The organism is Pseudaminobacter sp. Soil_N_29 (assembly GCF_057656055.1).
This window is the reverse complement of record NZ_JBDGLC010000009.1, coordinates 216081-241358: the sequence shown is the minus strand read 5'-3', so window position 1 is coordinate 241358 and position 25278 is coordinate 216081. Positions and strand designations below refer to the sequence as shown.

Below are 25278 nucleotides of genomic sequence, written 5' to 3'. Positions count from 1 at the left end.
TTGCTGTCGTTGCCATGCTGATCGCGCTGATCGGCGGGCGCATCGTCCCCAGCTTCACGCGCAACTGGCTGGTCAAAAACGGCGATGCCCGCTTGCCCGCTGTTTTCGGGCGCTTCGACAAGGCGGCGCTCGTGGCGACGGCGGCCGCCATGAGCCTCTGGGTAACCGTTCCGGAATCGATCGTCACAGGCATCGCGCAGATCGTCGCGGGAGCCCTGCTTGCTGCCCGAATGTTGCGTTGGCGCGGTCATCGGACCATCACCGAGCCGATCCTGTTGATCCTGCATGTAGGCTATCTCTGGCTCGCGGTGGCGCTGCTGCTGCTCGGGGCCTCCACTCTTGGCCATGCCGTTCCCACGAGTGCAGCAATCCATGCACTGACGGCCGGCGCCATCGGAACGATGACGCTCGCCGTGATGACCCGCGCCAGCCTCGGACATACGGGCCGCCAGATCGTCGCCGACCGCTATGTCGTCGTGATCTACCTCGCGGTCACGCTGGGCGCGGCGCTCCGCGTTGCGGCTCCGCTCACTGGGGATCTGTACCTGGACGTTCTCGCCTGCGGTGGAGCTTTCTGGAGCGCTGCATTTCTTCTATTCGCAGTGCGTTACGCACCCATCCTGTGGGGCCCCCGGGCCGTTCAGCGTTAACGGCCATGGAAGCGGTTCCGATTGGCGTTGAGGATTGCACCGCGCGGCTCAATCGCCTTCGATTTTCACGTTGATGTGCCCGTTGTCGTATACCTGCACCTTCAGGTTCGGATTGCCTTTCTGGACCTCGTATTCGACGCCGCTGCCCATCCGCCAGTCATGGACGGGGGTAGTCTCGCCCCATCGGTTGGGCTTTGAGCTAAAGAATTTGTCAGGACGGTCGTTCGGATCGCGCAGGTTGAAATCGTAGAAGTTCTTCCGATCCTGGAGAACGATCTCCTTGGCGCTGGTCAGCCGCTTGCCGTTGTTGTCGAATTTGTCCTTTTCGCTGATGTGGGTCGTGTAGGTTTCGACAAGCTTGGGAGGTGCCGACGCGGCTGCAGGGTCGGCAGTCTTTGCAGGCAGCACCGCGCGGCTTTCCTGCTCAGGGTGTTTGTCTGCCGTGCAAGCACTGACCAGTGCGGTTGCAATAAAGACGGAAACAGTACCGATGCGCTTCAAAGTAGAGCCTCCTCGCTCCGTGCATTGACGGGAGGAAGCTCTAAAGCGATTCCCTTGGCCTGGATAGGATCGCATGATGTTGCCGGGTGGCTCAGGCCTCCTGCTCGGCCGGCGTGCGCGGGTCGAGGCGGACCGCCTCGGGCGTGACGCCGCGCTCGGAGGGCAAGGTCTTGAAGGCTTCGCGGTCTTCCACCGGCACCGGCGCGCGGCGGCTGATGCGCAGCAGCGTGTAGCCGGCCAGCATGAAGTGCGCGAGGGCGGTGGACAGGAACAGGCTTTCCGGGCTCATCGAGCCCATCAGGCCGGCGCCGATGACCGGGCCGATCATCGTGCCGAAGCCGTAGAGCAGCAGCAAGCCGCCCGAAACCTTGACGAAATCTTCCGGGCGGGCGTGGTCGTTGGCATGCGCGACGGCCAGCGAATAGAGCGTATAGGCGAGCGCGCCATAGGCGGCGGTCATCGCGATGACCATGACGCCGCTGCGGGGGGCGGCCAGGAAGATCAGCACGCCGACCGCAGCAGAGCCGAAAGCGGCGGCGGCAAGGACGTAGCGACGGTCGGTCCTGTCGGAGATGCGGCCCATCGGCATCTGCATGGCGGCACCGGCTACCACCACCAGGCTCATCATAAGCGCGATCTGGGCGGTCGAGATGCCGATGCGCGCGCCATAGACCGCGCCGAGCGTGCCCCAGGCACCGTTTGCCACGCCGATCAGCAGGCAGGCGGCAAAGGAGACCGGCGAGTTGGCGTAGAGCCCCTTCAGGTCCAGCGACACGTCCTGCAGCGGCTTGGGATGGGCGGCGCTGGACACCGCCGTAGGAATTAGCGAGAGGCAGAAGAAGATGCCGGCGACCATGAATAGTGAATCGTTGCTCACGTCGCCCGCCGCCACCATCATCTGGCCGGCCATGATCGAGCCAAAGGTGACCATCATGTAGAGGCCGAACACCGTGCCGCGGTTCTCGTTGGTGGCGCGCTCGTTGAGCCAGCTTTCGATGACCATGAAGGCGCCGGCCATGGCAAAGCCGGTGAAGGCGCGCAGCACGATCCACACCCACTCGTCGATCCACAGCCCGGTGAGCAGCGCGATGATCGCCGCCGAGGCAGCGAAAGTGCCGAAGGCGCGGACATGGCCGGCCCGGCGCACCAGGCGTGGGGCGAAGTAGCAGCCGGCCACGAAGCCGCCGGCCCAGGCGGTGCCCATCAGGCCGAGAGCCGCGGTGGAAAAGCCTTCTTCCTGGCCACGCAGGGGCAGCAGCAGGCCGTGCAGGCCCGAAGCCGCCAGCAGAAAGGCAGTGCCGCGCAGGAGCGAGAAGATCGGTTTATAGGCTGCAAGCATGCGTCTGTCCGGCGAATCGGAATTGAGGAGGGGTATCCCTTGAAGATACCGACATTCCGACTTTTCGGCGGCGCGCTTGCGACATGTTCGGCCAATTAACCGCGCTTGAACAACGCCTCGGCTGCGTTCTTGGTGGCATCCCTGGACTTCAGCTCTGCCTCCAGCCGCGCGAGCTCCGCCTTGAGCTGGGAGATTCGCTCGGCAAGGTCGCCGACCGAGAGCAGCGAAAGATCCTGCCCGACGACATGCTGAGCTGCGGGTTTCTTGGGTTCGTCGTCGAAGATCGCCATTGTCGCCTCGCCAGTGCTTCCTGCCGGTTTGCCAGTCGAGGCGACAGCCTACATAAGGGTGGGCACAAGATGCAAATTCCGGACGCCTGACCGGCGGCCGAAGAAAGGAAGGCGAGCGATGACCAGCGGCGAGACGTTGCCCGAGAAGATGATGGCGGTGGCGATCACCACCCCCGGCGGCCCGATGGTGCTGAAGCCCGAGCGGCGCGACTTGCCGCTGCCCGGCACCGGCGAGATCCTCATCCGGGTCAAGGCCGCCGGCGTCAACCGGCCCGACGTGGCACAGCGCAAGGGCGCCTACCCGCCGCCGCCCGGCGCTTCCGACCTGCCGGGGCTGGAGGTGTCGGGCGAGGTCGCGGCGGTTGGCGAGGACGTGAAGCGCTGGCGCATTGGCGACCAGGTCTGCGCGCTGACCCCCGGCGGCGGCTATGCCGAGTATGCCAGGGTGCACGAGACCAACGCGCTGCCGATACCGGCCGGCTTCACCTACACCGAGGCGGCGGCCTTGCCGGAAACCTTTTTCACCGTATGGCACAACGTGTTCCAGCGCGGCGGGCTGAAGGGCGGCGAGGCGTTTCTGGTGCATGGCGGCTCCTCGGGCATCGGCACCACGGCGATCCAGCTTGCCGCTGCATTCGGCGCCTATGTCATCACCACGGCCGGCAGCGCGGAGAAATGCGAGGCCTGCCTGCGGCTGGGAGCGGACCGCGCCATCAACTACCGCACCGAGGATTTCGTGGCTGCGGTCAAGCAGGCGACCGAAGGGCGCGGCGCCAATGTCATCCTCGACATGGTGGGCGGCGACTATGTCGCCCGCAATTACGAAGCGGCCGCCGTCGAGGGCCGCATCGTGCAGATCGCCACGATGGGCGGGGCGGTGGCCAGCACCGACTTTTCCAGGTTGATGGTGAAGCGGCTGGTTCACACCGGTTCCACGCTCAGGCCGCGCCCGGTGGAGGTCAAGGCCGACATTGCGGCGGGGCTGGAGGCGCATGTGTGGCCCCTGCTTTCCAGCCGCCGCATCGCGCCGGTGATGGACATGATCTTCCCGCTGCGCGAGGCCTGGCGCGCCCATGAGCGCATGGAGGAAGGCCAGCACATAGGCAAGATTGTCTTGGACGTGGCGTAGGGGGCGGGCTGGCGTAAGGCGCATGTCATTGCCGGCATCCCGCCCCGCACGTACCCCCACCCCTAACCCCTCCCCACAAGGGGGAGGGGAACTTTGCTGCGTGGCCGCTCGGCGCCAACCTTCACCGTTTTTGGCGGCCACGACGACGAAATCGTCCTCTCCCCCGGTGGGGAGGGGTTAGGGGTGGGGGTACAAGCCCGCTTGAGTGATTGACGCTTGCCATGCGCCCACCCAGCGCTCTTGCGCCGCACCGGCCCTCCGCTATGGCTCCGGGCGTTCGTCATTCGAAAAGCCAAATCGTTGGCTTTTCGTCCGCTTCGCGGACCATTCCTCACCCTCCACATTCGCGTGGCCAGCCGCCGCCGAGGCCCGGGCTTGGGGGCTCGTCACCCAGTGACGCTACCGTAGCGCCACCAGCCCGGACGCCGTCGCCCTCCACGCGCATCCGGTTCATGACCCGTGTTCCCGCGAGGGCGATGCGGCCATTATGCCGGCTGCGCAAAAGGCGGGGATGAAAGAGGCGGAACTATTTCGTAGATCGCAACCGGTTCAAGCACTTGCGGCCGGACCCGGCCGGATTTCATCCACCTGAACGCGCAGCCGCGCGGGCGAAGCTGGTCGAGACGGCCGGATGAAGTTGGCGCCGGCCGGCCGAAATGCGCCGTTTTCTGGGCGCTTCCGCCGCAAAATGGTCGCGAGGGGGTCCTGAAACGGTCCCACATGCCTGTTGAGTCCACCGCGGTGATGGACACCCTACGACAATCAAGAAATGGGCGCGCGGGATGCGCGATCTGGGATATGCGAGCTTTTTTCGTTGCACTGGTTGCATTGATTGCCGCGGTGACGGCTTCGGATATGGCCCTGGCGGCACCGCGGCCGCAACCTACCAAGCAGGATGTGCTGGCCTGGATGAACGCCTATAATCCGAGCCGCGACCTTGCCCGGGCGCCATCGGTGATGAAGGCGGCGAGCGAAATCGGCCTGCTGAACGATCCGGAAGCGGCGGGCATGTATGTCGGCTTCATGGCCGGCATGATCGGCTCGAAGCCGAAAAGCGCCGATGACACCGTCAAGAAGCTGCTGGTGCTGCGCACGGCCGATCATTGGGCCATCGTGCGCGCCATCGCCTATTCCGGCCACCCCGACTGGCGCGGGCTGATGACGCGGTCGGCGCCGAAGATTCCGACGCGCAAGCTGATGGCGCAGCGCTACCTGGAGGGCAAGCTGCCGACCCCGGACACGCCCGTGGCCGAAAATAAGACCACGTGGAAGGACCGCGCCAACCCGACCAAATGGTTTGCCCGGAAGATGGAGGACAGGGAGATTCCGCTGGAGCAGCGCCCGGAGATGCTGGACGTCTACTGGGGCTACTACTACGCGGCGCGCAGTCCCGCGCCGCTCCAGCGCATGATCAGGATGCTGCCGTGGTCGGTCGAGCGGGACAACGTCGAGAAGCTGACGATCGGCAGCATGGCCAAGTTCACCATGGCCATGAACGCCTCGCGCGACCAGAAGCTGCTGCAGCAGCTGAAGAAGCTGCATGGGCAGCAGACCGACAGGGAGACGGCGAAGCAGCTTGCAGAAACGATCGAAGCCGCCGAGACCGTCGAGATCTCGTCGCTGCGCAAGACCGCGATGGACCGGCTCGAGGACCTCAAGCGGATGGGCCCCGGCTCCAAGCGAGACGTGGCATGGTGGGGCAAGCTGGGGCAGGGCGCGCTTTCGATAGGGTGCATCGCGGCCGCGGCCACCGGCCAGGTGGCGCTCGGCATTCCCTGCGTGGTGGGTGGCGCGGCATCGTCGGCGGTGCTGAACTACTGGGCGGCGCCGTAAGACTGTAGAACTCAGCCCACGGGGCCGGCGGCGTCCGACGGCTCCTGGCCCACGGCCGCCGAGCGCCGCCTCATCAGCACCGAGTGCTTGTGGCCGTAGAGGAAATAGACTGCCAGGCCGATGGCCAGCCACACGATCAGCCGCAGCCAGGTGTCGAGCGGCAGGCCGGCCATCAGCAGCAGGCAGAACAATATGCCCAGTATGGGCACCACCGGAACGCCGGGGGCGCGGAACGGCCGGGCGGCGGTGGCGTGGCTCTTGCGCAGATAGAGCACCGCGCCGCACACCAGCACGAAGGCAAACAGCGTGCCGATGCTGACCATCTCGCCCAGGATGCCGATCGGGGTAAGCGCGGCGATGATGGCGACCACCGTGCCGATCACGATCTGGCTCTTCCATGGCGTTCTGCGGACGGGGTGGATCTCCGTGAATATTGGCGGTAGCAGGCCGTCATGGGCGATGGTGAAGAATATGCGGCTCTGGGCGTAGAGCAGGACCAGGATGACCGTGGTCAGGCCGGCGATCGCGCCGATCTTGATCAGCACCGAGAACCAGGTAAGCCCGATGACATCGACGGCCCTTGCGATGGGGTCGGCGACGTTGAGATCCTGATAGGGCACGATGCCGGTGAGCACCGCCGCAACCGCGATGTAGAGCAGGGTGCAGATGGCAAGCGAGCCCAGTATGCCGATGGGCATGTCGCGCTGCGGGTTCCTGGCTTCCTGGGCTGCGGTGGAAACCGCGTCGAAGCCGATGAAGGCGAAGAACACCACCGCCGCGCCGCGCAGTATGCCGCTCCAGCCGAACTGGCCGAACTCGCCGGTGTTTTCGGGGATCAGCGGATGCCAGTTGGCCGGCGAGACATAGGCCGCGCCGATGAGGATGAAGGCCAGCACCACGGCGAGCTTCACCGCGACCATGACGTTGTTGAGCCGCGCCGATTCGGATGTGCCGATGACGAGCAGGTAGGTCAGCACCGCGACGATGAAGGCGGCCGGCAGGTTGACGATGCCGTGGACCACCGTGCCGTCGGCAAGCTTGTCGGCCACCGTTCCCGGCGCCGCCGCGAAGGCCGGCGGAAAGGCGATGCCGAAGTTCTTCAGCAGGCTGACGACGTAGCCCGACCAGCCGACGGAAACGGTTGCCGCGCCCATGGCGTATTCGAGGATGAGGTCCCACCCGATGATCCAGGCCACCAGTTCGCCGAGCGTGACATAGGTATAGGTGTAGGTGCTGCCCGAAACCGGGATCAGCGCCGCAAGCTCGGCATAACACAGCCCGACGAAGCTGCAGGCGATGCCGGCCAGGACGAAGGAGAGCATGACACCCGGCCCCGCAAACTGCGCCGCGGCGGTTCCGGTCAGCACGAATATGCCGGCGCCGATGATGCAGCCGATGCCGAGCGCCGTGATGCTGAGCGCGCCCAGGCTGGGCACAAGCTTGTGCCCCCTTGCGCCGCGGACGATTTCGGCCAGGGGCTTGCGGTGCATGTAGTCGGCCAGGGACATGGCTTCATTTCCTGGGCGCCGAGTGCTCCTGCCGCCTGGCCGGCCGCGCCACGAATTGCGGATTGCAAACCGACAATTCGCCATGGCGGGCGCGGGTTCCGCCCCTGCAGGCGAAAATCGCGAAGTCGTGTAGGCGCCGGCCCAGGGCCGTTCGCTTCGAGCGTTCAGGGGGCTGTGGCGATGGCGCTTTGATCGCGGTCAATGATGCGGGGGCGCTATGCGCGCTAGAGTTGCGGGCCCGCAATTCTGCTCGCGCGGGCTGCTCACGGAGTTTTGCGCCATGAATGCCCTGATCGGAAAGGCCGTTCTTCTTGCCGCGGTAGCCGCAGCCGCAATCATCCCGCCGGCCGCCGCTTGTACCGGGATCATGCTGAAAACGAAGGACGGGTCCATCGTGCATGGACGCACGGTCGAGTTCGGCACGACCATCGACAGTTCCATCGCCGTGGTTCCGCGCGGATATGCCTTCGTCGGCCAGACCCCGAGCGGGGAAGGGCTGAAATATTCGGCCAAGCACGCGGCCGTCGGGGCGATCGCGTTCAAGGACCTGAAGCTTCTGGACGGCCTCAACGACGCTGGCCTGGCGGTCGGGGCGTTCTATTTCCCGACCTTTGCCGGCTACACGCCGGTCACGCCCGCCAACCAGGAAAAGGCGCTGTCACCGGCCGATTTCACCAACTGGCTGTTGACGCAGTTCGCCTCGGTGGGCGAGGCGCGCGAGGCGGTGGAGAGCGAGGCTGTCGTCATCGCGCCCACCGTGCTGCAGGGCTGGGGACCGGAGCCGCCGCCGTTCCACTATGTCGTCTATGACAGGACCGGCGCCAGCATCGTCATCGAGCCGATAGCCGGGCGGCTCGTGGTGCACGACAACCCCCTGGGCGTGATGACAAATTCGCCGGCATTCGACTGGCACATGACCAATCTGCGCAACTACATCGCGCTCAATCCGCGCAACGTGCCGCCGATCACCATCGACGGGAAGGTTTTCCAGCAGCTGGGGCAAGGAAGCGGCATGCTGGGTCTGCCCGGCGACTTCACGCCGCCTTCGCGCTTCGTGCGCGCGGCAGTCTTCAGCGCCACGGCCATACCCTCCGACAATGCCGCACAAGGCATCGAGCAGGTCTTCCACATCCTCAACAATTTCGACATTCCGGTGGGCGTGGCGCGGGAAGAGGATGGCGGCGTTATGCACACCGACTACACGATGGTTACCACCGCCCGCGACCCGCAGAGCCTGCGCTATTATTACAAGACCTACGACGACCAGACGATCCGCATGGTCGACCTGACGAAATTCGATCCCGAGGGCAAGAAAATCCGGCTGTTGAGCACCAGGGGCACGCAGCCGGTCGTGGATATGAGCGACGAGGTGAAGTGATCGGAATTTGCGGTGACTGTGCTGAAGCTCGATAGCTCGCAAATGTCAGGCGAGATTTTTCTGGCGGCTCTCGTTCAACAGGACCTTCGACCTGACCGCCTCGCGATCGACCGAGGTCTGATTTCCTTCGCCGTCAAACGGGTTCTTGAAATCAAAAGCGAAGGGACAGGCTCCCCGATCGTGCAGAAACTCGTGCCGCACCACGGCCTCCTGCCATGTGGGACGGTGGCTCTCGTCGACCCACCAAAGCACATAGGGAGGCCATGCCGGCTTGAGAAACCATTCCCGCCCGTGTTTCAGGGCCTCGGCGTGAACGCCGCTGTAGGAGAACGCCACAGCCGAGGCCAGATCTTCCCACAAGGACAAGGTGGATGGTGACCACCCATCTCCACGCTCGATGTAGAATCTGGGAAAAACTTGTTCGCCCCAACTCGGCGGGCCGGGCTCGTCAAGATAACCGGATCGCGCGATAAACCCGTCGCTTTGTTCAACGACCTGGAAATTCATATCATTACGATCATGAAAGCCCTGATTTGAGGGATCATCGGCGGGATGCCGGAATATACCGAAAGTGTACAGGGCGAGGCTTTTTCCCGTCATCCGTTCTCCTGGAGTTTTGCGGGACGGTCATGATCCAGAGTTCAAATATACGGTCTTGCCAACGGTTTACGCAACGCCGGGCAGTCTAAAATTTTACCGGGCGCGCCCGCGACCGAATGCCAGGAAACGATTCTCGAGGCTGGACTGCCAAACGCTTCGGCGCTTGCGTAGAATTTCTTGGGCTGGCGTGCTCCCGGCAGCGCGGTTCCTCTTCAACGGGTTCGAGTTGCTTTCTCCGCGTGATATTTCATCGAGGCGAGCCGTGGGCGGCGGTTTCCCGATCATGGGAATTTCGTGAAGTTTTCTTGCTCCAGGGCCCGAACAGCGTTATATAACCGTCGAATTCCCGATTTCGGTGGTCTTGATCCACCGCCCGCGTAAAGGGACGCGGGCGAACGAGAGGATATTTTCGATGGCCAATACGCTGCTTATGCCCAAGGCGACCGCCGTCTGGCTGGTCGACAACACGGCGCTTTCCTTCGACCAGATCGCGCAGTTCTGTTCGCTGCACCCGCTGGAAGTGAAGGCGATTGCCGACGGCGAATCGGCCCAGGGCATCAAGGGCATGGACCCGGTCATGACCGGCCAGCTTTCGCGCGAGGAGATCGCCCGCGGCGAGCGTGACATCAACCATCGCCTCAAGCTTTCCGAGCCCAAGGTGCGGGTGCCCGAGACCAAGCGCAAGGGCCCGCGCTACACGCCGCTTTCCAAGCGTCAGGATCGCCCCAACGCCATTCTGTGGCTGGTGCGCAACCACCCCGAGCTGAAGGACGCGGCGATTTCGCGCCTGGTCGGCACCACCAAGTCGACCATCGAGCAGATCCGCGAGCGCAAGCACTGGAACTCGGCCAACCTGGTGCCGATGGACCCGGTGACGCTGGGCCTTTGCTCGCAGATCGACCTCGACATCGAGGTGCAGCGCGCCTCGCATGGCCGCCCCGCCGCCGCCCCCACGGGCGAGACCCTGCTGCCGGCCTCCATGACCGAGCGGATGGAGCCGGAGCTGGAGAAGCACGCCGAGGAAGAGAAGGAGCTGGACGCCAACGCGGTGTTCGCCAAGCTTTCCTCGCTGAAGTCCAGCCACGACGACGAAGACGAGGACGATCTTCACCGCCGCTGAGTAGCATTGGAACAACAAAAAACCCCGCTTCGGCGGGGTTTTTTGTTGGGCGCTAGGCAGGATTCAGGCGCTGGGGATGAACTTCAGGACGCCGACGATGTCGGACCCGGATTCCTCCTTCCGGTCGGAAGGATGGTTGACGCCGTCCGTGACGGCGACCTCGGCGAAATCGAACGGGCTTATCCCTTCCAGGCAAGCGGCGTTGACGCCGAACTGGTTGGGGTTCGACCGGCGCTGGTGATGGGTATAGATGCCGCATTTCGAGCAGAAGTAGTGTTTGGCGGTGCCGGTGTTGAACTGATAGAGGGTCAGCGCGTCGGCGCCGGAGACGATTTCGACGCCGCCCAGCTCGGCCGTCACCGCGACCGCGCCGCGCATGCGGCAGTAGGAGCAGGTGCAGCGACGCGCGGAGCGCAAGCCATCGGTCAGCTTGACGCGCAGGCGCACCGTGCCGCAGTGGCATGCTCCGTCGATCTCGCGAATATCCATGTCCATGTTGGTCTCCGTCGCTTGGCGCCTGAGCATCCGTGCCGAAGCCTGATCGGGCGACGCAGGTCGAACGGCCTCAGACACGCATCGAGCGGCTGATGCCGTCGCCGGAATATTCGTTGCGCTCGACGCGGCGGTAGAAGTCGGCAAGCTGCTTGCCGCGCTCGGGCCGGAAGCTGCGCCCCGCCGCGGTGACCCTGGCGATGCGGTCGATGCGGAAGGCGCGGAAGTCGCCGCGCATCTCGCACCAGGCCACCAGCGTCCACACCTTGCCCCAGAACCAAAGGCCGAGCGGGCGCACGTCGCGCATGGTGCCACGGCCGGCCTCGTCGCGATAGTCGAGGGCGAGCACGTCGCGCTTTTCGATGGAGCGTTCGAGGATGTCGATGGCGTCGCGGTCGGCGTCGCTGACCACCCACATCGGCGTGTGGATCTCGGTGCGGGCGATGCGGCTCTTTTCCGAATCGGGCAGCACGGCGCCGATCTTGACCAGAGCCTCGTCGGCCGCGCGGGCCATGGTGGCCCCGCCGAAGGCGCGCACCATGCGGGCACCCGCCACCAGCGCCACGATCTCGTCGCGTGTGAACATCAGCGGCGGCAGGTCGAAGCCTTCGCGCATCATGTAGCCGACGCCGGCCTCGCCATCGATGGGCACGCCGGTCGACTGCAGGTCGGCGATGTCGCGATAGATGGTGCGCTCGGACACTTCGAGCCACGCACCGAGCTTCTGCGCGGTGACGAGGCGCCCGCCACGCAGGTGCTGAACGATCTGGAAGAGCCGGTCGGCGCGTCGCATGGCAATCCACTATCAAAGCTGGCCACTGTCAAAGCTGGCTATCGAGGGCCGCATGTTGGCATGGGTCTCCTGACAACATAATGTCAGGAGCGTTCGGCGTCTGTCAGGAAAATTCGCGCGCGAAAAGCCTTTCCATTTCCGCCACATGCTCCGCGCGCTCGGGATAGAGCGCCTTCAGGAAGGTGAGCGCGAAGGTGCCGGGCGCCGAGCCGGGCGCGGAAACGATGCGGTTGTCGGCTACGGCGTGCGGCACGTCCCTGTAGCGGGTGGCACCTGCATAGCCGGGCTCGTGCTGCAAAATCCATTCGCGGCCGTTGCTGGTGTGGTCGGCATTCTCGAACAGGCCGGCGCGGGCAAGCGCCAAAGTGCCGCCGCAGATGCCGCCGACCACGCCGCCGCGCTCCTCGACCGTGCACAGCAGCGCCGAGATGTCGGGCGTGCGCGGGGTTGCCCAGAGGTCGGAGCCGATGACGGCAATGGCGTCGAGATCGGCGTTTTCGGCCGGATCGGCGCCGCGCTGCGGGGTGAGGCGGAAGCCGCTCATGGAACTGACAACCTCGCCGGTGGGCGTGAGCGACACGGCTCGCGCATCGAACCATTCGGCGAGCGAGCCGGAAAGCAGCCCGTATTCCCAGTCGGCGAAGCCTTCGACAAAGACGAAGCCAACCGATTTCTGGCGTGTCATGGCAGGTCCCTCCAGCATTTCAGCCGCGGTGCGCGCGCCGGGCCGCATATCTGTCCGGCCAGCCTATGTCCTTCAGGAGGCTTTCGGGAAGCGAATTCATGAAGCGTTCCGTGCGGACCTGGTCGCGCAGGGTCTGGAACTTGCCGACATACTTGCGGACGGCGCTAAAAACATCTGGCGTGAACATTGCGACTCTCCTCGGCTTGCAGGAGGCACTGTCTCACACCCATCCTGACAGCGGTGCGTCAGGAGTGGCCGCCCGCGCAGGCGGGCAGCCGCCAGCGCGAACGGTTTCCACATTTCGGGGTCACGCTCTGTGTCAGACGCCGATGCCGCGCGCGGCGAGCGCTGCCTTGATCTCCTCCAGGATGGCGGGATCGTCGATCGTGGCGGGCATGATCCACTCCTCCCTGTCGGCGATCTTCTGCATGGTGGAGCGCAGGATCTTGCCCGAGCGCGTCTTGGGCAGGCGCTTGATGGTGACCACCAGCTTCAAGGCCGCGACGGCGCCGATGCGGTCGCGCACCAGCTGCACGATCTCCTTCTCGATGATCGCCGGATCGCGCGTGGCGGCAGACGATAGCACCACGAAGCCGCAGGGCACCTGGCCTTTCAGCGGGTCGTTGATGCCCACCACCGCGCATTCGGCAACATCCGGGTGCTCGGCCAGCACTTCCTCCATGCCGCCGGTGGAGAGCCGGTGACCGGCGACGTTGATGATGTCGTCGGTGCGGGCCATGATGAAGAGATAGCCGTCCTCGTCCAGATAGCCGGCATCGGCGGTCTTGTAGTAGCCGGGGAACTCATCGAGATAGGCGCGGCGGAAGCGCTCGTCGGCGTGCCAGAGCGTGGGCAGGCAGCAGGGCGGCAGCGGCAGCTTGATCACCACATTGCCGAGCGTGCCGGGCGCGGCCGGATGGCCGGCGTCGTCCAGAACCTGCACGTCGTAGCCGGGCATGGCCACGCCCGGCGAGCCGTATTTGACCGGCAGCTGCCCAAGGCCGACCGGGTTGTGGCTGATCGGGCCGCCGGTCTCGGTCTGCCACCAATGGTCGATGACCGGGCGGTTCAGCCGCTGCTCGGCCCATTTGATGGTCTCGGGGTCGGCGCGCTCGCCGGCCAGGAACAGGGTGCGGAATTTTTGCAGGTCGTAGCGACCGACATGCTCGCCGGCCGGGTCTTCCTTCTTGATGGCGCGGAAGGCGGTGGGCGCCGTGAACAGCGCAACCACCCCGTGCTCGGAAATGACGCGCCAGAAGGTGCCGGCGTCGGGCGTGCCGACTGGCTTGCCTTCGAACAGGACGGTGGTGCAGCCGTGGAAGAGTGGTGCGTAGACGATGTAGGAGTGGCCGACCACCCAGCCGACATCGGACGCGGCCCAGAACACCTCGCCGGGCTTCACGCCGAATTCGTTCTCCATCGACCATTTCAGCGCGACCATGTGGCCGCCATTGTCGCGCACCACGCCCTTGGGCTGGCCGGTGGTGCCGGAGGTGTAGAGGATGTAGAGCGGGTCGGTGGCCTTGACCGGCACGCATGGCACCTGGCGGCCGGACGCCTTCGCGGCGGCGACGGCGTCGGCATAGTCGAGGTCGCGGCCGGGGGTGAGTTCGCAGCGCTGCTCGTCGCGCTGGAGGACGATGCAGCGCTCGGGCTTGTGGCGGGCGATCTCGATTGCGCCGTCGAGAAGCGGCTTGTAGGCGACGATGCGGCCGGGCTCGATGCCGCAGGAGGCCGAGACGATCAGCTTCGGCGTCGCGTCGTCGATGCGGGTGGCGAGCTCCTTGGCGGCGAAACCGCCGAAGACCACGGAATGGATGGCGCCCAGCCGCGCGCAGGCGAGCATGGCAAACACCGCTTCCGGCACCATGGGCATGTAGATGATGACGCGGTCGCCCTTGCCGACGCCCTGGTCCTGCAGCACGGCGGCAAGGGCGGTGACTTCGGCCAGCATCTCGGCATAGGTGAATTTCTGCTGCCGGCCGGTGACCGGGCTGTCGTAGATGAGCGCGGTCTGATCGGCGCGACCACCGGCGACGTGGCGGTCGACGGCATTATGGCAGGTGTTGCATTCGGCGCCGGCGAACCAGCGGCCATAGACGCCGGTGTCGGGGTCGAAGACCTTGTCCCACGGCTTGAACCAGTCGATGTCGCGCGCGGCCTCGGCCCAGAATCTTTCCGGGTCGCGTTGCCAGCTTTCATAGACTTCGTGATAGCGCGAAGACATCAAGTTACCTCCCAAGTATCGGTCCGGCTTGTTGCTGGCCGGCATTCCAGTTTCCCGGGGATAATCATAGCGGCCGGCGCGGCTCTGGCTATGGAAATAAGCGCCTAATTCCTCCACTGGATGGGCGGGGTAATCGCATGCGGCATGACTTACCCCCACTCCACCTCGCTTCGCTCGGCACCTCTCCCCCTCAAAAGGGGAGAGGAAGGGTGCGAGCCTGCGGTCGGCGCTTCCTCTCCCCCGTCGAGCGGGGGAGAGGTGGTTTGCAAAGCAAACCGGAGTGGGGGTCGATTGCCATATCGCACCTCCTTTGCTCGCCAGCGCTTTGACAAAGCCTGGCGTTGCTGCTCAAACACGCCATGTCCAAAGCGCTGTCGCTCGTCATCATCGGCATCATGCTGATCCAGGTCATCAAGCCGCTCGGCCTGCCGGGCTTGAGGCAGCGGCGCGACTTCTGGAAGCTGGCGCTTCTGGCGCTGGGGGCGATCGCGCTGACCGTGCTTCTCAGCCACGGGCACTGACGGGCGCGGACAAACCCGGCGTGCCGGTTGAAAGTCCGAGGCATGGGTCCCCGGAACCTCCGCATCTCGCTTCGCTCATGCTCCGGCCCGAGGACGACGGAGGTGTGAGCCCACTCGACGGACTACCGGCTAGCTCTCAGCCAGCACAAGCTCGGCCAAATGCTCGGCCCAGGCGCGGTAGCCGGCGGCCGAGGCATGAAAGCCGTCGGTGGAAAAGCCGGCCGCGGGGTCGAGGATGGGCAGGCGCGTGGCGGGCGCGGCGCCGCGTTCGTGGCACAGCCGCGTGCCGAGCGCGTTGACGGCGCCGGCGCGGACTTCGAGGATCTTGGCCAATAGCGGCGGCAGCGCCGGCATGCTGGTGAACTCCACCACAGGCGACCACACCACGCGCGCCTCCGGCCATTTGGCGCGCAGCGCATAGAGCAGGCCGCCGAACTCCTTCTTGAAGCGGCGCAGCGTGTGGAAATTCTTGGTGTCGTTGGTGCCGATGGACAGCACGATATGCGTCCACGGGTCGGGCGCCAGGTTGGGCAGCACATGGTCGCGCAACTCGCCGGCGGTGGCCGAGTTGAAGCCAGCGGCCCGCCAGCGGACGGCGCGGCCGGTGCGGGCCGAGATCAGCGACGCCAGCTGCGCGGCAAGGCCGTCCTGCGAATGGTCGATACCGACGGAAGCGGCCGAGGAATCGCCCAGCACCAGAAGCGAGAGGGCGGGCTCGCTGCCCTCGATGGCGTGCAGAACCGGCCCGCGCGCCGGCAGCATGCGCGAGGTGCGGCGGCGCACCCCAAGCCCCTGCCAGACATAGGCGGGAAGGGCGAGCCAGGTGAGGAGCGGGGCAAGGCGCGACATGGGCCGGTTATAGAGCGTGCCAATTGCCGTGACTATGCCGGAACATATGTCAACCTGATCACCTCTTCGCCGATGCGATCGCTCGCCACGAGGCGCAGTCGGGGCCGCGGCCCGGCGAAGAACGGCTTGCCGCCGCCGAGCACAACGGGATGGAGGTACAATCGATACTCGTCGACAAGGCCCATTTCGGCCAGGCCTGCCGCCAGTTCCGGTCCGGAAACTTCAATCTCACCATCGAGCTGAGTTTTCAGCCCGCGTATCGCCGCCTCGACGTCATCCTTGACAAGAGTCGCGTTGGGGCCAACCTCGTTCAACGAGCGCGACACGACCCACTTCGGTTGGCTCCGCCACGCCGCCGCATAGTCACGTTCTGCCTCGTCCCACTCGGAATGGTCTTCGTCCCAATACCGCATCACCTCGTACATGCGGCGACCGTAGACAGTGCCGGCCAGCCCGCGCACGTCGTCGATGAAATGACGAAAAACCGCAGGATCGGGCGCAAATGCCATGTGGTCGACATAGCCGTCCAGCGACTGGTTCAATGCAAAGACGAGCCTCGCCATGTGGGATATCCTCCTCGCTACCTCCTGGAAGCTGCCGAGGGTACGTAGAAATGAAGCGGGCTACAATCCGGGGCAGCAGATGGTCGCGCAACTCTCCGGCCATGGCCGAGTTGAAGCCCGCCGCACGCCAGCGCGGGGCGCGGGCCGGTACGGGCCGAGATCAGCGATGCCAGCTGCGCGGCCGGCCCTTCCTGCGAATGGTTGATGCCGACGGAAGCGGCGGAAGAATCGCCAAGCACCAGAAGTGAGACGGCTGGCTCGCTGCCTTCGATGGCGTGCAGACCGGCCCGCGCGCCGGCAGCATGCGCGTGGTGCGGCGGCGCACCCCAAGCCCCTGGGGAGGTGAAAACCCGGCTTGCGCGGTGCAGACTTCGGAGAGAAGCCAGGAGACCTGCCGGGACAGTCTGCTCACGATCTCATCCCGGTAGTTCGTCGGCGGTCATTACTCCTGAAACCAGACCTTGCAGGCGGCCGTCGTCATCGGTGATACTCTCGCAGAAGTCAGGTGCAGAACTTTCGTTTTAATTGGGAGACTTGCTAATCGCGGATGACGCATGCATGCGACTAAGAACCAGTCCGTGAGAATGGTCATTTATGCCTTCGATACCGCTGCCATTCGTCATCTCCCTTCTTCTCTGCCTTATCCTCGTGCGGATAATCAGGCAGGGAGAACGGAAGCTTGGGCTGTTTCCGCTGCTCGTCGCCACTTTTGCCGCTCAGGCGGTCTTGTCGGGACTGAACTGGAACGTTGACTGGCATCCGGCCCGTTTTGTCCAGCCGGTCGTCGCCGCCGTCCTTCCTGCACTCTCCTTCGCGGCCTTCGACCAGTTGCGCCGCAATAACCTTGCAAAGCCCCTCCACCTATTGCTGCACCTGATGCCAGCGAGCTTCGTTGTGGTTCTTGTCGTCTTTTGGCGGACGCCGATCGATATCGTTCTCTTTGCCATCTACCTTGGATACGGTCTTGCGCTCTTACGGGTTGCGCGACAGGGGCCGGACGCGCTTTCCGCTGTGCGTATTGCCGATGAGTGGACCGCGCATAAAGCGCTCGTCGCAGTGGCGGTCATGCTTGTTGTGACGGCTTTTCTCGACGCAATAGTGTCGCTCGATTTCTTACTTGGTGATGGCCAGCAGGCCCGAACGCTTCTCACGGTTGCGAGTGTTCTGTGGCTAGCGGTTGCCGGTTACGCCGCCACGGTCGCGGACAAATCCCGTCCCGACAATGAGGCAAATACCACTGCGGAAGATTTCGCCCCCTGCTCCTCCCCACTACCGGCATCTACAAGCATTGGAGATGACGAAGCTACAGCAAGCCGGGTCGATGCCCTGATGCTTGAGCAGCATCTCTATCGCGACCCGGACCTGACACTGGAGCGTCTTGCAAGGCGTGCGGGCATCCCAGGACGCCAGATTTCTGGTGCTCTGAACCGAATTCATGGCCGCAACATCTCGCAGGTCGTGAATGAATACCGCGTCAGCGATGCCAAACGGCGGCTGGCCACGACAAGCGATCCGGTGACAGCCATCATGCTGGAAGCGGGTTTCGGTACAAAATCGAACTTTAATCGGGAATTCCTACGCGTCACAGGCATGACCCCGAGCAGTTATCGGCGCGCTAGCGGCGAGACAGCTACCGCGCCTGATGCACCGACGGAAGCGCCCGCCTCGTAGGCCTTCGCCTCGGTCCAAAGTCATCGCACGAAACGACCTAGATCGCGATTTCGAACGTCCGAGATCGTGTTCAAGGGCGCGCCGTTCTCGATTTTGGTCAAGTTCCAGTTTGACTCCACGCTCCCCTCAGCATCAACCAGGATGCGACCTGAGATCAGCAGCGTGTCGAAGATGAAGGCCAAAAGAGGAAATCCTGTGAAATCGTTGATAAAAATCGCGATGTTGCTCTGCCTCACCACCGCTTCGGTGCTGATGGTGCATCATTCGGTCGCTGCCAGTGAATTTGTCGGCATGCGGCAGATTGCGGCTCCCACCAAAGAGCGAGGCAGCGATCTCGCTGTCACCGTTTGGTACCCGGCGGACCCAGGTGGCAAACCTATCACGCTTGGCGAGAACGTATTTTTTGTGGGGACGGACGCCATGCTCGAAGCCCCGATCTCGCGCGGAAAATACCCGCTGATCTTGTTATCCCATGGCGCTGGCCTGGGAGGAACTCCACACGCAGTGAGCTGGATTGCAACGCCATTGGCAAAGCAGGGGTTCATCGTGGCCGCTCCTACTCATCCCGGGAACACCGGGGCGAATCGATCCGCAGCGGAAACGATGAAGCTCTGGCTAAGGCCTGCAGATATCAGCGCGACCATGGACGCTGTCGAGAAAGATGCCTTCTTCAAGGATAATCTCGAAGCCGACAAGGTCGGCGTACTCGGACTTTCGATGGGCGGGAGCACGGCCTTGATGCTGGCGGGTGCTCGCATCGATCCTATCCGTCTGGCTAACTACTGTGACAACGATGCCCTTAATCCTTCGCTCTGCGGATGGGTCAGGCAAAGCGGCGTCGATCTTCACGCCATGGATATGCAATCAGCTGGTCGTGACAACCAAGACAAGAGGATTGAATTTGCGATGGCAATCGATCCTGCGCCGGTGGATGTCTTTCAGGCCAACACGCTTTCTGATGTTTCGATCCCTGTCGAGATCGTGAACCTTGGCCAACTAGGAAAGATCCCCCGGACCGCGCTCGCTTCCGGGATCGTAAAGGCCATCCAGAAGGGTACGTATTCCATGATCGAGGATGCGAGCCATTTCAGCATGTTTGGCGAGTGCAAACCCGGTGCGGCGGAGATTGCCAATTCCGAAAAGATCGGTGATCCCATCTGCTCAGACGGCGGGGGACGTTCACGCCTCGAAATTCATAAGCAGTTGGTCAATATGGTCACAGAGGCTTTTGATCGAGCCCTGAAAACGAGCCGTTGATGGGGAAGCGTGATTTCGCAAGAATCCTAAGTTGTGCCGCCATAGGTGGACGCAAAACTCGGCATCTCGTCGACGACTTTTGCGCCGGCTATGGCGCACTCGCTGCTAGAAGCAGCCCTTCCGCTTTCCACACCATCTGTGACGTTCTTAGCGAAGGGCTGCCTCACTCCTGCCGCCCAAAAGAAAAAGCCCCGCGCTAAGCGGGGCTTTGATGGTCGGCCAAGAGCCTTGAGAAAAAACCTCAGGCGGCCTTTTCCAGCTGCTGCTGCCACTCGCCGAGCGTGGCCAGGCTGTTCATGTGGGCGCGGTGGGCGAAGGCTGCCTGCGCGGCGGCGACGTTCTCGGCCTTGCCGCTCCATGCCTTCTGCGGGGCGGCCTGCAGGGCGCGTCCATAGGAGAAGGTGAGCTTCCACGGCTGCGCGCCGGCGGCGTTGATGGCGTTGAGGTTGGCGGTGGCCTCCTCGTCGGACTGGCCGCCCGACAGGAAGGCGATGCCCGGCACAGCGACCGGCACCGTCTCGCGGAACAGGCGCAGGGTCTTTTCCGCGATCTCTTCGGCCGAGGCCGTCTTGCCGGACTTCTTGCCGGGGATGACCATGTTCGGCTTCAGGACCGTGCCTTCCAGCTTGACGCGCGCGGCATAGAGTTCGCCGTAGAGCTTCACCAGGCCGGCCTTGGTCACCTCGTAGCAGGTGTCGATGTCGTGGGCGCCGTCCATCAGCACTTCCGGCTCGACGATCGGCACGATGCCGGCTTCCTGGCAAAGGGCCGCATAGCGGGCCAGCGCATGCATGTTGGAGCCGATGGAGGTGGCCGAGGGAACACCCTTGGTGGTGTCGATGTCGATCACCGCGCGCCATTTGGCGAAGCGGGCACCGAGCTTGTAATACTCGGCCAGGCGCTCGCGCAGGCCGTCGAGGCCCTCGGTGATGGTGTCGCCCGGGAAGCCGGCCAGCGGCTTGGCGCCGGCATCGACCTTGATGCCGGGGATGGCGCCGGTGGCCTTGATGAGATCGACCAGCGGGGTGCCGTCGGCGGCCTTCTGACGGATCGTCTCGTCATAGAGGATGACGCCCGAGATGTAGTTCTTCATCGCGTCGGTGGTGCGGAACAGAAGTTCGCGATAGTCGCGGCGCGTATCGGCAGTGGATTCGACGCCGATCGCGTCAAAGCGCTTCTTGATCGTGCCGCTGCTCTCGTCGGCCGCCAGAATACCCTTGCCGCTTGCCACCATGGCGGCGGCGATGTCTTCGAGACGTTCGGTCATGAAACCCTCCTATGTCGTTCGAGGGGCGCATAACAGAAGTATCCGCACAACGGAATGGCGGTCAAATGCTTGAATCGATTGAAAGGCTGGACGGTCCCCCGATAAAGCATTTCGCCCCTCGAAAGGGGCGAAAAGGGCCGTGAAAACCGGGGTTTTTCTGCGGGCAAAACCGCTTCAGGCCTTCAGCACGTCCACGCCGGGCAGCGGCTTGCCTTCCATCCACTCCAGGAAGGCGCCGCCGGCGGTGGAGACATAGGTGAAGTCGTCGGCCACGCCGGCATGGTTGAGGGCTGCGACCGTGTCGCCGCCACCGGCGACGGAAACCAGCTTGCGCTCCTTGCTGCGGGCGGCCGCATGCTTCGCCGCCGAGACTGTGGCGCGGTCGAAAGGCTCGATCTCGAAGGCGCCGAGCGGGCCGTTCCAGACCAGCGTCGCGGCGCGGTCGATCCACTGGTTGACGGTCTCGATGGTCTTCGGGCCCACGTCGAGGATCATCGCGTCGGCCGGAACCTTGTCGATCGCCACGGTCTCGTTGGCGGCGTTGGCCTTGAACTCGCGCGCCACCACGCCGTCGGACGGCAGGATGATGGCGCAGCCGGTCTGGGCGGCCTCGATCATGATCTGCTTGGCGGTCTGGGCAAGGTCGTGCTCGCACAGCGATTTGCCGACATCGGTGCCGCGCGCGGCCAGGAAGGTGTTGGCCATGCCGCCGCCGATGACCAGCGCGTCGACCTTCTTCACCAGGTTCATGAGCAGGTCGATCTTGGTCGAGACCTTGGCGCCGCCGACGATGGCCACCACGGGGCGGACCGGATTGCCGAGGCCCTTCTCAAGCGCTTCCAACTCGGCCTGCATGGTGCGGCCGGCATAGGCCGGCATCAAATGCGCCAAGCCCTCGGTGGAGGCGTGGGCGCGGTGCGCGGCCGAGAAGGCGTCGTTGACATAGATGTCGCCATTGGCCGCGAGCGCCTTGGTGAATTCGGCGTCGTTCTTCTCCTCGCCCTTGTGGAAGCGGGTGTTCTCCAGGAGCAGCACGTCGCCGTCATTCATGGCGGCGACCGCCTTGGCGGCGGCGTCGTCGATGCAGTCGGAAGCGAAGGCGACGGGACGGCCAAGCACCTGCGCGGTGGCCTCTGCGATGGGCGCCAGCGACAGGGCCGGGTCGGGGCCTTCCTTGGGCCGGCCGAAATGGGCGAGCAGGATGACCCTGGCGCCACGGCCGGCGAGTTCCGTGATGGTCGGCGCGACGCGCTCGATGCGGGTGGCGTCGCTGACCTTGCCGTCGGCGACGGGGACGTTGAGGTCCACGCGCACGAGGACACGCTTGCCCTTGACCTCGCCAAGGTCATCGAGCGTCTTGAAACCGGCCATGGGCAATTCTCTCCTAGCTGCAATGGCGAAACTGTATATCGGCTTCCGTCGGATGCAAGATTGGCAATTCGTGGAGAACGCGCGACCAATCGCAGCGCCCCCCCGCGGCCGGCGCGCCCGAGGCTTGGCCGCCGGGCCGCGGAAGGCGGAGGGATCCGGCCAGGCCGGGCGCAGCCGGCCACCGCCGTCGTTGCCCGCCAGGTGTGACGAACCACGTCGAAAGTTTCTGTGGACCGCATAAAGGCGGGGCCGGCGAAGGCGGCGCCGGCCGGTGGCGGCGGGGGGATTGCGCGCTTTGCGTTGCTGCGCGACAACATATGCCGAGATTGTTGGGCGAAGCGCCAGAAACGCCTGCCAGCCAGCTTGAATTTCTGCGGATGTTTCCGTTGACTTGAAAGGGGTTGGGACGTGGCGCAACAGGTCGCCGGTTTCGCGGCGAGGGGGACGTCATGATGGTTGATCGCATTCGGCCGATGTTGGCTGCGTTTGCATGCGGCGGTCTGCTCGCGGCGGGTGGTTGCATGCGCACATCCGATGGTTCGATCGAGTTCCGGCCGCTGGGTTCGGCGCCGGGCCTGCTGAGCAGCGAGCCGCTGGCCGTGGCGGCCTTCCCGCCGGTGCCGCCCATTCCCGCCTCGGAGCGGGCGCGAAAGGCGACGCGCAAGAAGACGACCCCGGCCAAGCGCCAGGCGGCTGCGCAGACCGAGATGGCACAGGCCGAGCCTGCGGCGGCCCCGGCCGCCTCGCTGTTGTGCCACGAGGTGACCCAGCCCACGGGCCGCGTGAAGGTGGTCTGCGAGTAACGCCCTGACCGCCGGCGTGCGGGGCGGGGCGGCGTGGTCGGCGCCGCCGAGAGGCGAGCTAGAGTTAATAGGGGCCGTAGCAGGCCCGGTTGTCGATCACCCGGCATTCGTCGCCACGAAAATTCGAATGGGCGGCATAGCGGACGACCCCGGCAAAGGCACCGGCGAAGGCGGCCGACAGCAACAGCACCAGTGTCATGCGAGCAAGCAGCATCTGCGTGCACCCTATCGAAAGGCCCTTTTGCCCGCCGCCAGGATATCGCCCCGCTTCATCAAGCCTTCAGCAAGCTTTCGGCGAGATTAACGCATAGATGTGCTCAAAAAAAAAGCCGTCTCAGGGTTGAGACGGCTTTTTGAGTAAGGGCACGGCAGGCTGAAGGGGGGCTCTACCTGTCGTGCAGGGTAAAGGATTTGGCGGGAGAAAGGTTCCGTGCCTTCGAGAATTTCTTTTGAAGCGGTGGTGCAATCGGCTTCAACTCAGCGTTCGGTGGGGGCGGCTCGGCAAATGGGCGTAGGCTTGGAACTTTCCCAAGACTGAACTGTTGTAGCCGAAATGCGCCAAGATGGGCGAGCGCGACCGTGGAAGAACACAACGAAATACGGGATACTTTACGTCAAGCCTGCGACACGCTGAGGCTGCTGCGCCGCACCATCGCCGCGGTGGACAGCGATTACGTGCTGAACGATCTGGGCGCGCTTCTATCGGTAGCCGAGCAGGAAGCGTTGCACAGGTTGCGGGAAAACGAAAGCAGGGCCTGACCGCAGTTGAACTGACGGGCTGCTATTCGGCAGCAAATTGCGCATCTTCCGCTTCGTCCGGCAGGTTGGGATCGCCAGGGGCGGTTTCGCAGTCGAGATCGGGGAAGGCAACGACCCGGTTGCCGCGAAAATCAGTCCGCACCACCAGAAGCCCACGTTCCTCGAAATAGGTAAGCACGCGCCGCGCCCGCCGCGCGGAGTGGGTCCCATAGGCGCGCGCGAGCGCTGCATCCGAGGGGCAGGGCGCGCCGGTGACCGCAGCCTGCGCCACCACCAGGAACACGCCCTGCACATCATCGGGAACGGTGGCCGAAAGCTCGAGCGCCTGTTGCCAGCCATCGCTGGAGGCGGTGGTGTTGTCGACGCCGGCGCGCGCTACTGCAAGCCTGCGGCGGAAGGCGGGCAGCGACAAGGGCTCGCCCGGCACGCGGCGGATGCGGCAGCGGACGAGAAAATCCTGATAGAGGATGGCGTCGGTGCGGAAGGAGGAGTCCGCGTCTTCCAATATCTCCTTCAGCACCAGCTCGATGCGTTCATCGCGGTCGGCCTCGTCAATGACGGCGAAGACCGGCTCGGCGGGCGCCTCTGGCGCCGGCTTGGGCTGCGAAAGCTGGGCGAGAATGTCGGCCGTGGGCGTCGGCGCAGGCGGCGGGGGCGTGCGCTTGACCACCGGGCGCCGTTCCTCCGGGCCGGGTGTGAAGATGAGCTCGCTGGCTTCTTCCGGCGCGGTCTCGGGCAGCGGCATCAGCTTGGGGCTGGTGGAGCGCGCGGCGGTCTCGACCGGGCCGATGGTCACCGGCAGCGGCCGGCGCGCGATGGAGGGGCCGAGCGCCACGAAATGGCCGCGGCCGAGATCGCGGAACATTTCCGCCTGGCGCTTTTCCATGCCGAGCAGGTCGGCCGCGCGCGCCATGTCGATGTCGAGGAAGGTGCGGCCCATCAGGAAGTTGGAGGCTTCGGCGGCGACGTTCTTGGCGAGCTTCGCCAGGCGCTGGGTGGCGATTACGCCGGCCAGGCCGCGCTTGCGGCCGCGGCACATCAGGTTGGTCATGGCCGCCAGCGATAGGCGGCGGGCGTCGTCGGCGACCTCGCCGGCTGCGGCGGGCGCGAAAAGCTGCGCCTCGTCCACCACCACCAGAACTGGATACCAGTAGTCGCGCTCGGCATCGAACAAGCCGCCAAGGAAGGCGGCTGCGGCGCGCATCTGCTGGTCGACGTCGAGGCCTTCGAGATTGAGCACGACGGAAACGCGGTGCTGGCGGATGCGGGCGGCGATGCGGGTGAGCTCGGCCTCTGTGCGCGCGGCATCGACCACGACGTGGCCGAACCTGTCGGCCAGCGAGACGAAGTCGCCCTCGGGATCGATGATGCATTGCTGCACCCAGGGCGCGCTCTGTTCCAGCAGGCGGCGCAGGAGGTGCGACTTGCCCGAGCCGGAATTGCCCTGGACGAGCAGACGGGTCGCCAGCAATTCCTCGAGGTCGAGCATTGCAGGGGTTCCGTTGGGTCCCGAACCTATGTCAATGCCTACCTTCATTGCGCCTCCTCGACGCATCGGACGAGTTTTGTGGTTTTCGACGGCTTGCCTGCGGGGCAGGCGGGTGCTGCGCGGGAGACTCACCATAGCCGCGCAAGCGCAGGCATTCTTTAGCATTCCGGCAGGGCGGTTGCG

Annotated in this window: 26 protein-coding genes and 1 pseudogene; 10 read left to right on the top strand and 17 right to left on the bottom strand. The window is 64.7% G+C overall.

Features of this window, described 5'->3' with window-relative positions:
* Nucleotides 1-650, top strand: a 650-nt coding sequence (locus tag AC3A4H_RS20345) for an NnrS family protein (RefSeq protein ID WP_487768327.1), incomplete at its 5' end; no start/stop codon positions are given.
* Between the two features lie 48 nt (nt 651-698).
* On the opposite strand, the gene AC3A4H_RS20340 is transcribed toward AC3A4H_RS20345, so the two are convergent.
* From AC3A4H_RS20340 to AC3A4H_RS20330, 3 genes are all read right to left on the bottom strand, one after another.
* On the bottom strand, nt 699-1151 hold the full coding sequence (locus AC3A4H_RS20340) for a hypothetical protein (RefSeq protein ID WP_348780254.1): 453 nt from the start codon (nt 1149-1151) through the stop codon (nt 699-701).
* Between the two features lie 91 nt (nt 1152-1242).
* Nucleotides 1243-2490 (bottom strand): MFS transporter, encoded by a 1248-nt coding sequence (locus AC3A4H_RS20335; protein ID WP_487768326.1) that lies wholly within the window; start codon nt 2488-2490, stop codon nt 1243-1245.
* Between the two features lie 95 nt (nt 2491-2585).
* Complete coding sequence (locus AC3A4H_RS20330) at nt 2586-2780, bottom strand: DUF1192 domain-containing protein (RefSeq protein ID WP_487768325.1); 195 nt, start codon at nt 2778-2780, stop codon at nt 2586-2588.
* A 118-nt stretch (nt 2781-2898) separates the two neighbouring features.
* On the opposite strand from AC3A4H_RS20330, the gene AC3A4H_RS20325 reads away from it, so the two are divergent.
* Both AC3A4H_RS20325 and AC3A4H_RS20320 read left to right on the top strand, forming a co-directional pair.
* Nucleotides 2899-3909 (top strand): NAD(P)H-quinone oxidoreductase, encoded by a 1011-nt coding sequence (locus tag AC3A4H_RS20325; protein WP_487768324.1) that lies wholly within the window; start codon nt 2899-2901, stop codon nt 3907-3909.
* A 798-nt stretch (nt 3910-4707) separates the two neighbouring features.
* Nucleotides 4708-5742 (top strand): hypothetical protein, encoded by a 1035-nt coding sequence (locus tag AC3A4H_RS20320; protein ID WP_487768323.1) that lies wholly within the window; start codon nt 4708-4710, stop codon nt 5740-5742.
* Nucleotides 5743-5753: 11 nt separating this feature from the next.
* Here AC3A4H_RS20320 and AC3A4H_RS20315 read toward each other — a convergent pair whose 3' ends face one another.
* Nucleotides 5754-7250 (bottom strand): amino acid permease, encoded by a 1497-nt coding sequence (locus tag AC3A4H_RS20315; RefSeq protein WP_487768322.1) that lies wholly within the window; start codon nt 7248-7250, stop codon nt 5754-5756.
* A gap of 280 nt (nt 7251-7530) precedes the next feature.
* Between AC3A4H_RS20315 and AC3A4H_RS20310 the strand changes: the two genes are divergently transcribed.
* The gene (locus tag AC3A4H_RS20310; protein ID WP_487768321.1) at nt 7531-8628 is read left to right on the top strand and encodes a linear amide C-N hydrolase; all 1098 of its coding nucleotides are present in this window, start codon (nt 7531-7533) and stop codon (nt 8626-8628) included.
* A 45-nt stretch (nt 8629-8673) separates the two neighbouring features.
* On the opposite strand, the gene AC3A4H_RS20305 is transcribed toward AC3A4H_RS20310, so the two are convergent.
* Nucleotides 8674-9228 carry a DUF3291 domain-containing protein gene (locus AC3A4H_RS20305; RefSeq protein WP_487768320.1) on the bottom strand — a complete coding sequence of 185 codons (555 nt, stop codon included), beginning with the start codon at nt 9226-9228 and terminating at the stop codon, nt 8674-8676.
* A 412-nt stretch (nt 9229-9640) separates the two neighbouring features.
* Here AC3A4H_RS20305 and AC3A4H_RS20300 point away from each other — a divergent pair, with 412 nt between their 5' ends.
* A complete protein-coding gene (locus tag AC3A4H_RS20300; RefSeq protein WP_348780259.1) occupies nt 9641-10348 on the top strand; it encodes a DUF1013 domain-containing protein in 708 nt (235 codons plus the stop codon).
* A gap of 63 nt (nt 10349-10411) precedes the next feature.
* On the opposite strand, the gene AC3A4H_RS20295 is transcribed toward AC3A4H_RS20300, so the two are convergent.
* The 5 genes from AC3A4H_RS20295 to AC3A4H_RS20275 all read right to left on the bottom strand — a co-directional run bounded on the left by AC3A4H_RS20295 (nt 10412) and on the right by AC3A4H_RS20275 (nt 14545).
* Complete coding sequence (locus AC3A4H_RS20295) at nt 10412-10843, bottom strand: GFA family protein (protein WP_487768319.1); 432 nt, start codon at nt 10841-10843, stop codon at nt 10412-10414.
* Nucleotides 10844-10913: 70 nt separating this feature from the next.
* Nucleotides 10914-11633 (bottom strand): helix-turn-helix transcriptional regulator, encoded by a 720-nt coding sequence (locus tag AC3A4H_RS20290; protein WP_487768318.1) that lies wholly within the window; start codon nt 11631-11633, stop codon nt 10914-10916.
* Between the two features lie 103 nt (nt 11634-11736).
* A complete protein-coding gene (locus tag AC3A4H_RS20285; protein ID WP_487768317.1) occupies nt 11737-12318 on the bottom strand; it encodes a DJ-1/PfpI family protein in 582 nt (193 codons plus the stop codon).
* A 19-nt stretch (nt 12319-12337) separates the two neighbouring features.
* Nucleotides 12338-12505: a hypothetical protein gene (locus AC3A4H_RS20280; protein WP_487768316.1), complete on the bottom strand. Its 168-nt coding sequence runs from the start codon at nt 12503-12505 to the stop codon at nt 12338-12340.
* A gap of 132 nt (nt 12506-12637) precedes the next feature.
* Entirely contained in the window at nt 12638-14545 is a 1908-nt protein-coding gene (locus AC3A4H_RS20275; protein WP_487768315.1) for a propionyl-CoA synthetase, read from the bottom strand.
* 359 nt (nt 14546-14904) lie between these two features.
* Here AC3A4H_RS20275 and AC3A4H_RS20270 point away from each other — a divergent pair, with 359 nt between their 5' ends.
* Nucleotides 14905-15066 carry a hypothetical protein gene (locus AC3A4H_RS20270; RefSeq protein WP_348780265.1) on the top strand — a complete coding sequence of 54 codons (162 nt, stop codon included), beginning with the start codon at nt 14905-14907 and terminating at the stop codon, nt 15064-15066.
* 129 nt (nt 15067-15195) lie between these two features.
* On the opposite strand, the gene AC3A4H_RS20265 is transcribed toward AC3A4H_RS20270, so the two are convergent.
* From AC3A4H_RS20265 to AC3A4H_RS20255, 3 genes and pseudogenes are all read right to left on the bottom strand, one after another.
* Nucleotides 15196-15915, bottom strand: coding sequence for an SGNH/GDSL hydrolase family protein (locus AC3A4H_RS20265; RefSeq protein ID WP_487768314.1), 720 nt, complete (start codon nt 15913-15915; stop codon nt 15196-15198).
* Nucleotides 15916-15947: 32 nt separating this feature from the next.
* Nucleotides 15948-16478: a dihydrofolate reductase family protein gene (locus tag AC3A4H_RS20260; RefSeq protein WP_487768313.1), complete on the bottom strand. Its 531-nt coding sequence runs from the start codon at nt 16476-16478 to the stop codon at nt 15948-15950.
* Between the two features lie 58 nt (nt 16479-16536).
* Nucleotides 16537-16890 (bottom strand): annotated as a pseudogene (locus tag AC3A4H_RS20255) (SGNH/GDSL hydrolase family protein); the annotation flags it as partial.
* A gap of 182 nt (nt 16891-17072) precedes the next feature.
* On the opposite strand from AC3A4H_RS20255, the gene AC3A4H_RS20250 reads away from it, so the two are divergent.
* Both AC3A4H_RS20250 and AC3A4H_RS20245 read left to right on the top strand, forming a co-directional pair.
* Nucleotides 17073-18149 (top strand): helix-turn-helix domain-containing protein, encoded by a 1077-nt coding sequence (locus tag AC3A4H_RS20250; RefSeq protein WP_487768312.1) that lies wholly within the window; start codon nt 17073-17075, stop codon nt 18147-18149.
* Between the two features lie 219 nt (nt 18150-18368).
* Nucleotides 18369-19406: an alpha/beta hydrolase family protein gene (locus AC3A4H_RS20245; protein WP_487768338.1), complete on the top strand. Its 1038-nt coding sequence runs from the start codon at nt 18369-18371 to the stop codon at nt 19404-19406.
* Nucleotides 19407-19647: 241 nt separating this feature from the next.
* Here the strand turns inward: AC3A4H_RS20245 and AC3A4H_RS20240 are convergent, their stop codons facing one another.
* The gene (locus AC3A4H_RS20240) at nt 19648-20673 is read right to left on the bottom strand and encodes a class I fructose-bisphosphate aldolase (RefSeq protein WP_487768311.1); all 1026 of its coding nucleotides are present in this window, start codon (nt 20671-20673) and stop codon (nt 19648-19650) included.
* A gap of 174 nt (nt 20674-20847) precedes the next feature.
* Nucleotides 20848-22044, bottom strand: a complete 1197-nt coding sequence (locus AC3A4H_RS20235; RefSeq protein ID WP_487768310.1) for a phosphoglycerate kinase — start codon at nt 22042-22044, stop codon at nt 20848-20850.
* Between the two features lie 521 nt (nt 22045-22565).
* On the opposite strand from AC3A4H_RS20235, the gene AC3A4H_RS20230 reads away from it, so the two are divergent.
* On the top strand, nt 22566-22847 hold the full coding sequence (locus tag AC3A4H_RS20230) for a hypothetical protein (protein ID WP_487768309.1): 282 nt from the start codon (nt 22566-22568) through the stop codon (nt 22845-22847).
* 64 nt (nt 22848-22911) lie between these two features.
* On the opposite strand, the gene AC3A4H_RS20225 is transcribed toward AC3A4H_RS20230, so the two are convergent.
* Complete coding sequence (locus AC3A4H_RS20225; protein WP_348780272.1) at nt 22912-23061, bottom strand: hypothetical protein; 150 nt, start codon at nt 23059-23061, stop codon at nt 22912-22914.
* A 365-nt stretch (nt 23062-23426) separates the two neighbouring features.
* Between AC3A4H_RS20225 and AC3A4H_RS20220 the strand changes: the two genes are divergently transcribed.
* Entirely contained in the window at nt 23427-23606 is a 180-nt protein-coding gene (locus tag AC3A4H_RS20220) for a hypothetical protein (RefSeq protein WP_348780273.1), read from the top strand.
* Between the two features lie 22 nt (nt 23607-23628).
* Here the strand turns inward: AC3A4H_RS20220 and AC3A4H_RS20215 are convergent, their stop codons facing one another.
* Nucleotides 23629-25143, bottom strand: a complete 1515-nt coding sequence (locus AC3A4H_RS20215) for an ATP-binding protein (RefSeq protein ID WP_487768308.1) — start codon at nt 25141-25143, stop codon at nt 23629-23631.
* Nucleotides 25144-25278: the final 135 nt, after the last annotated feature.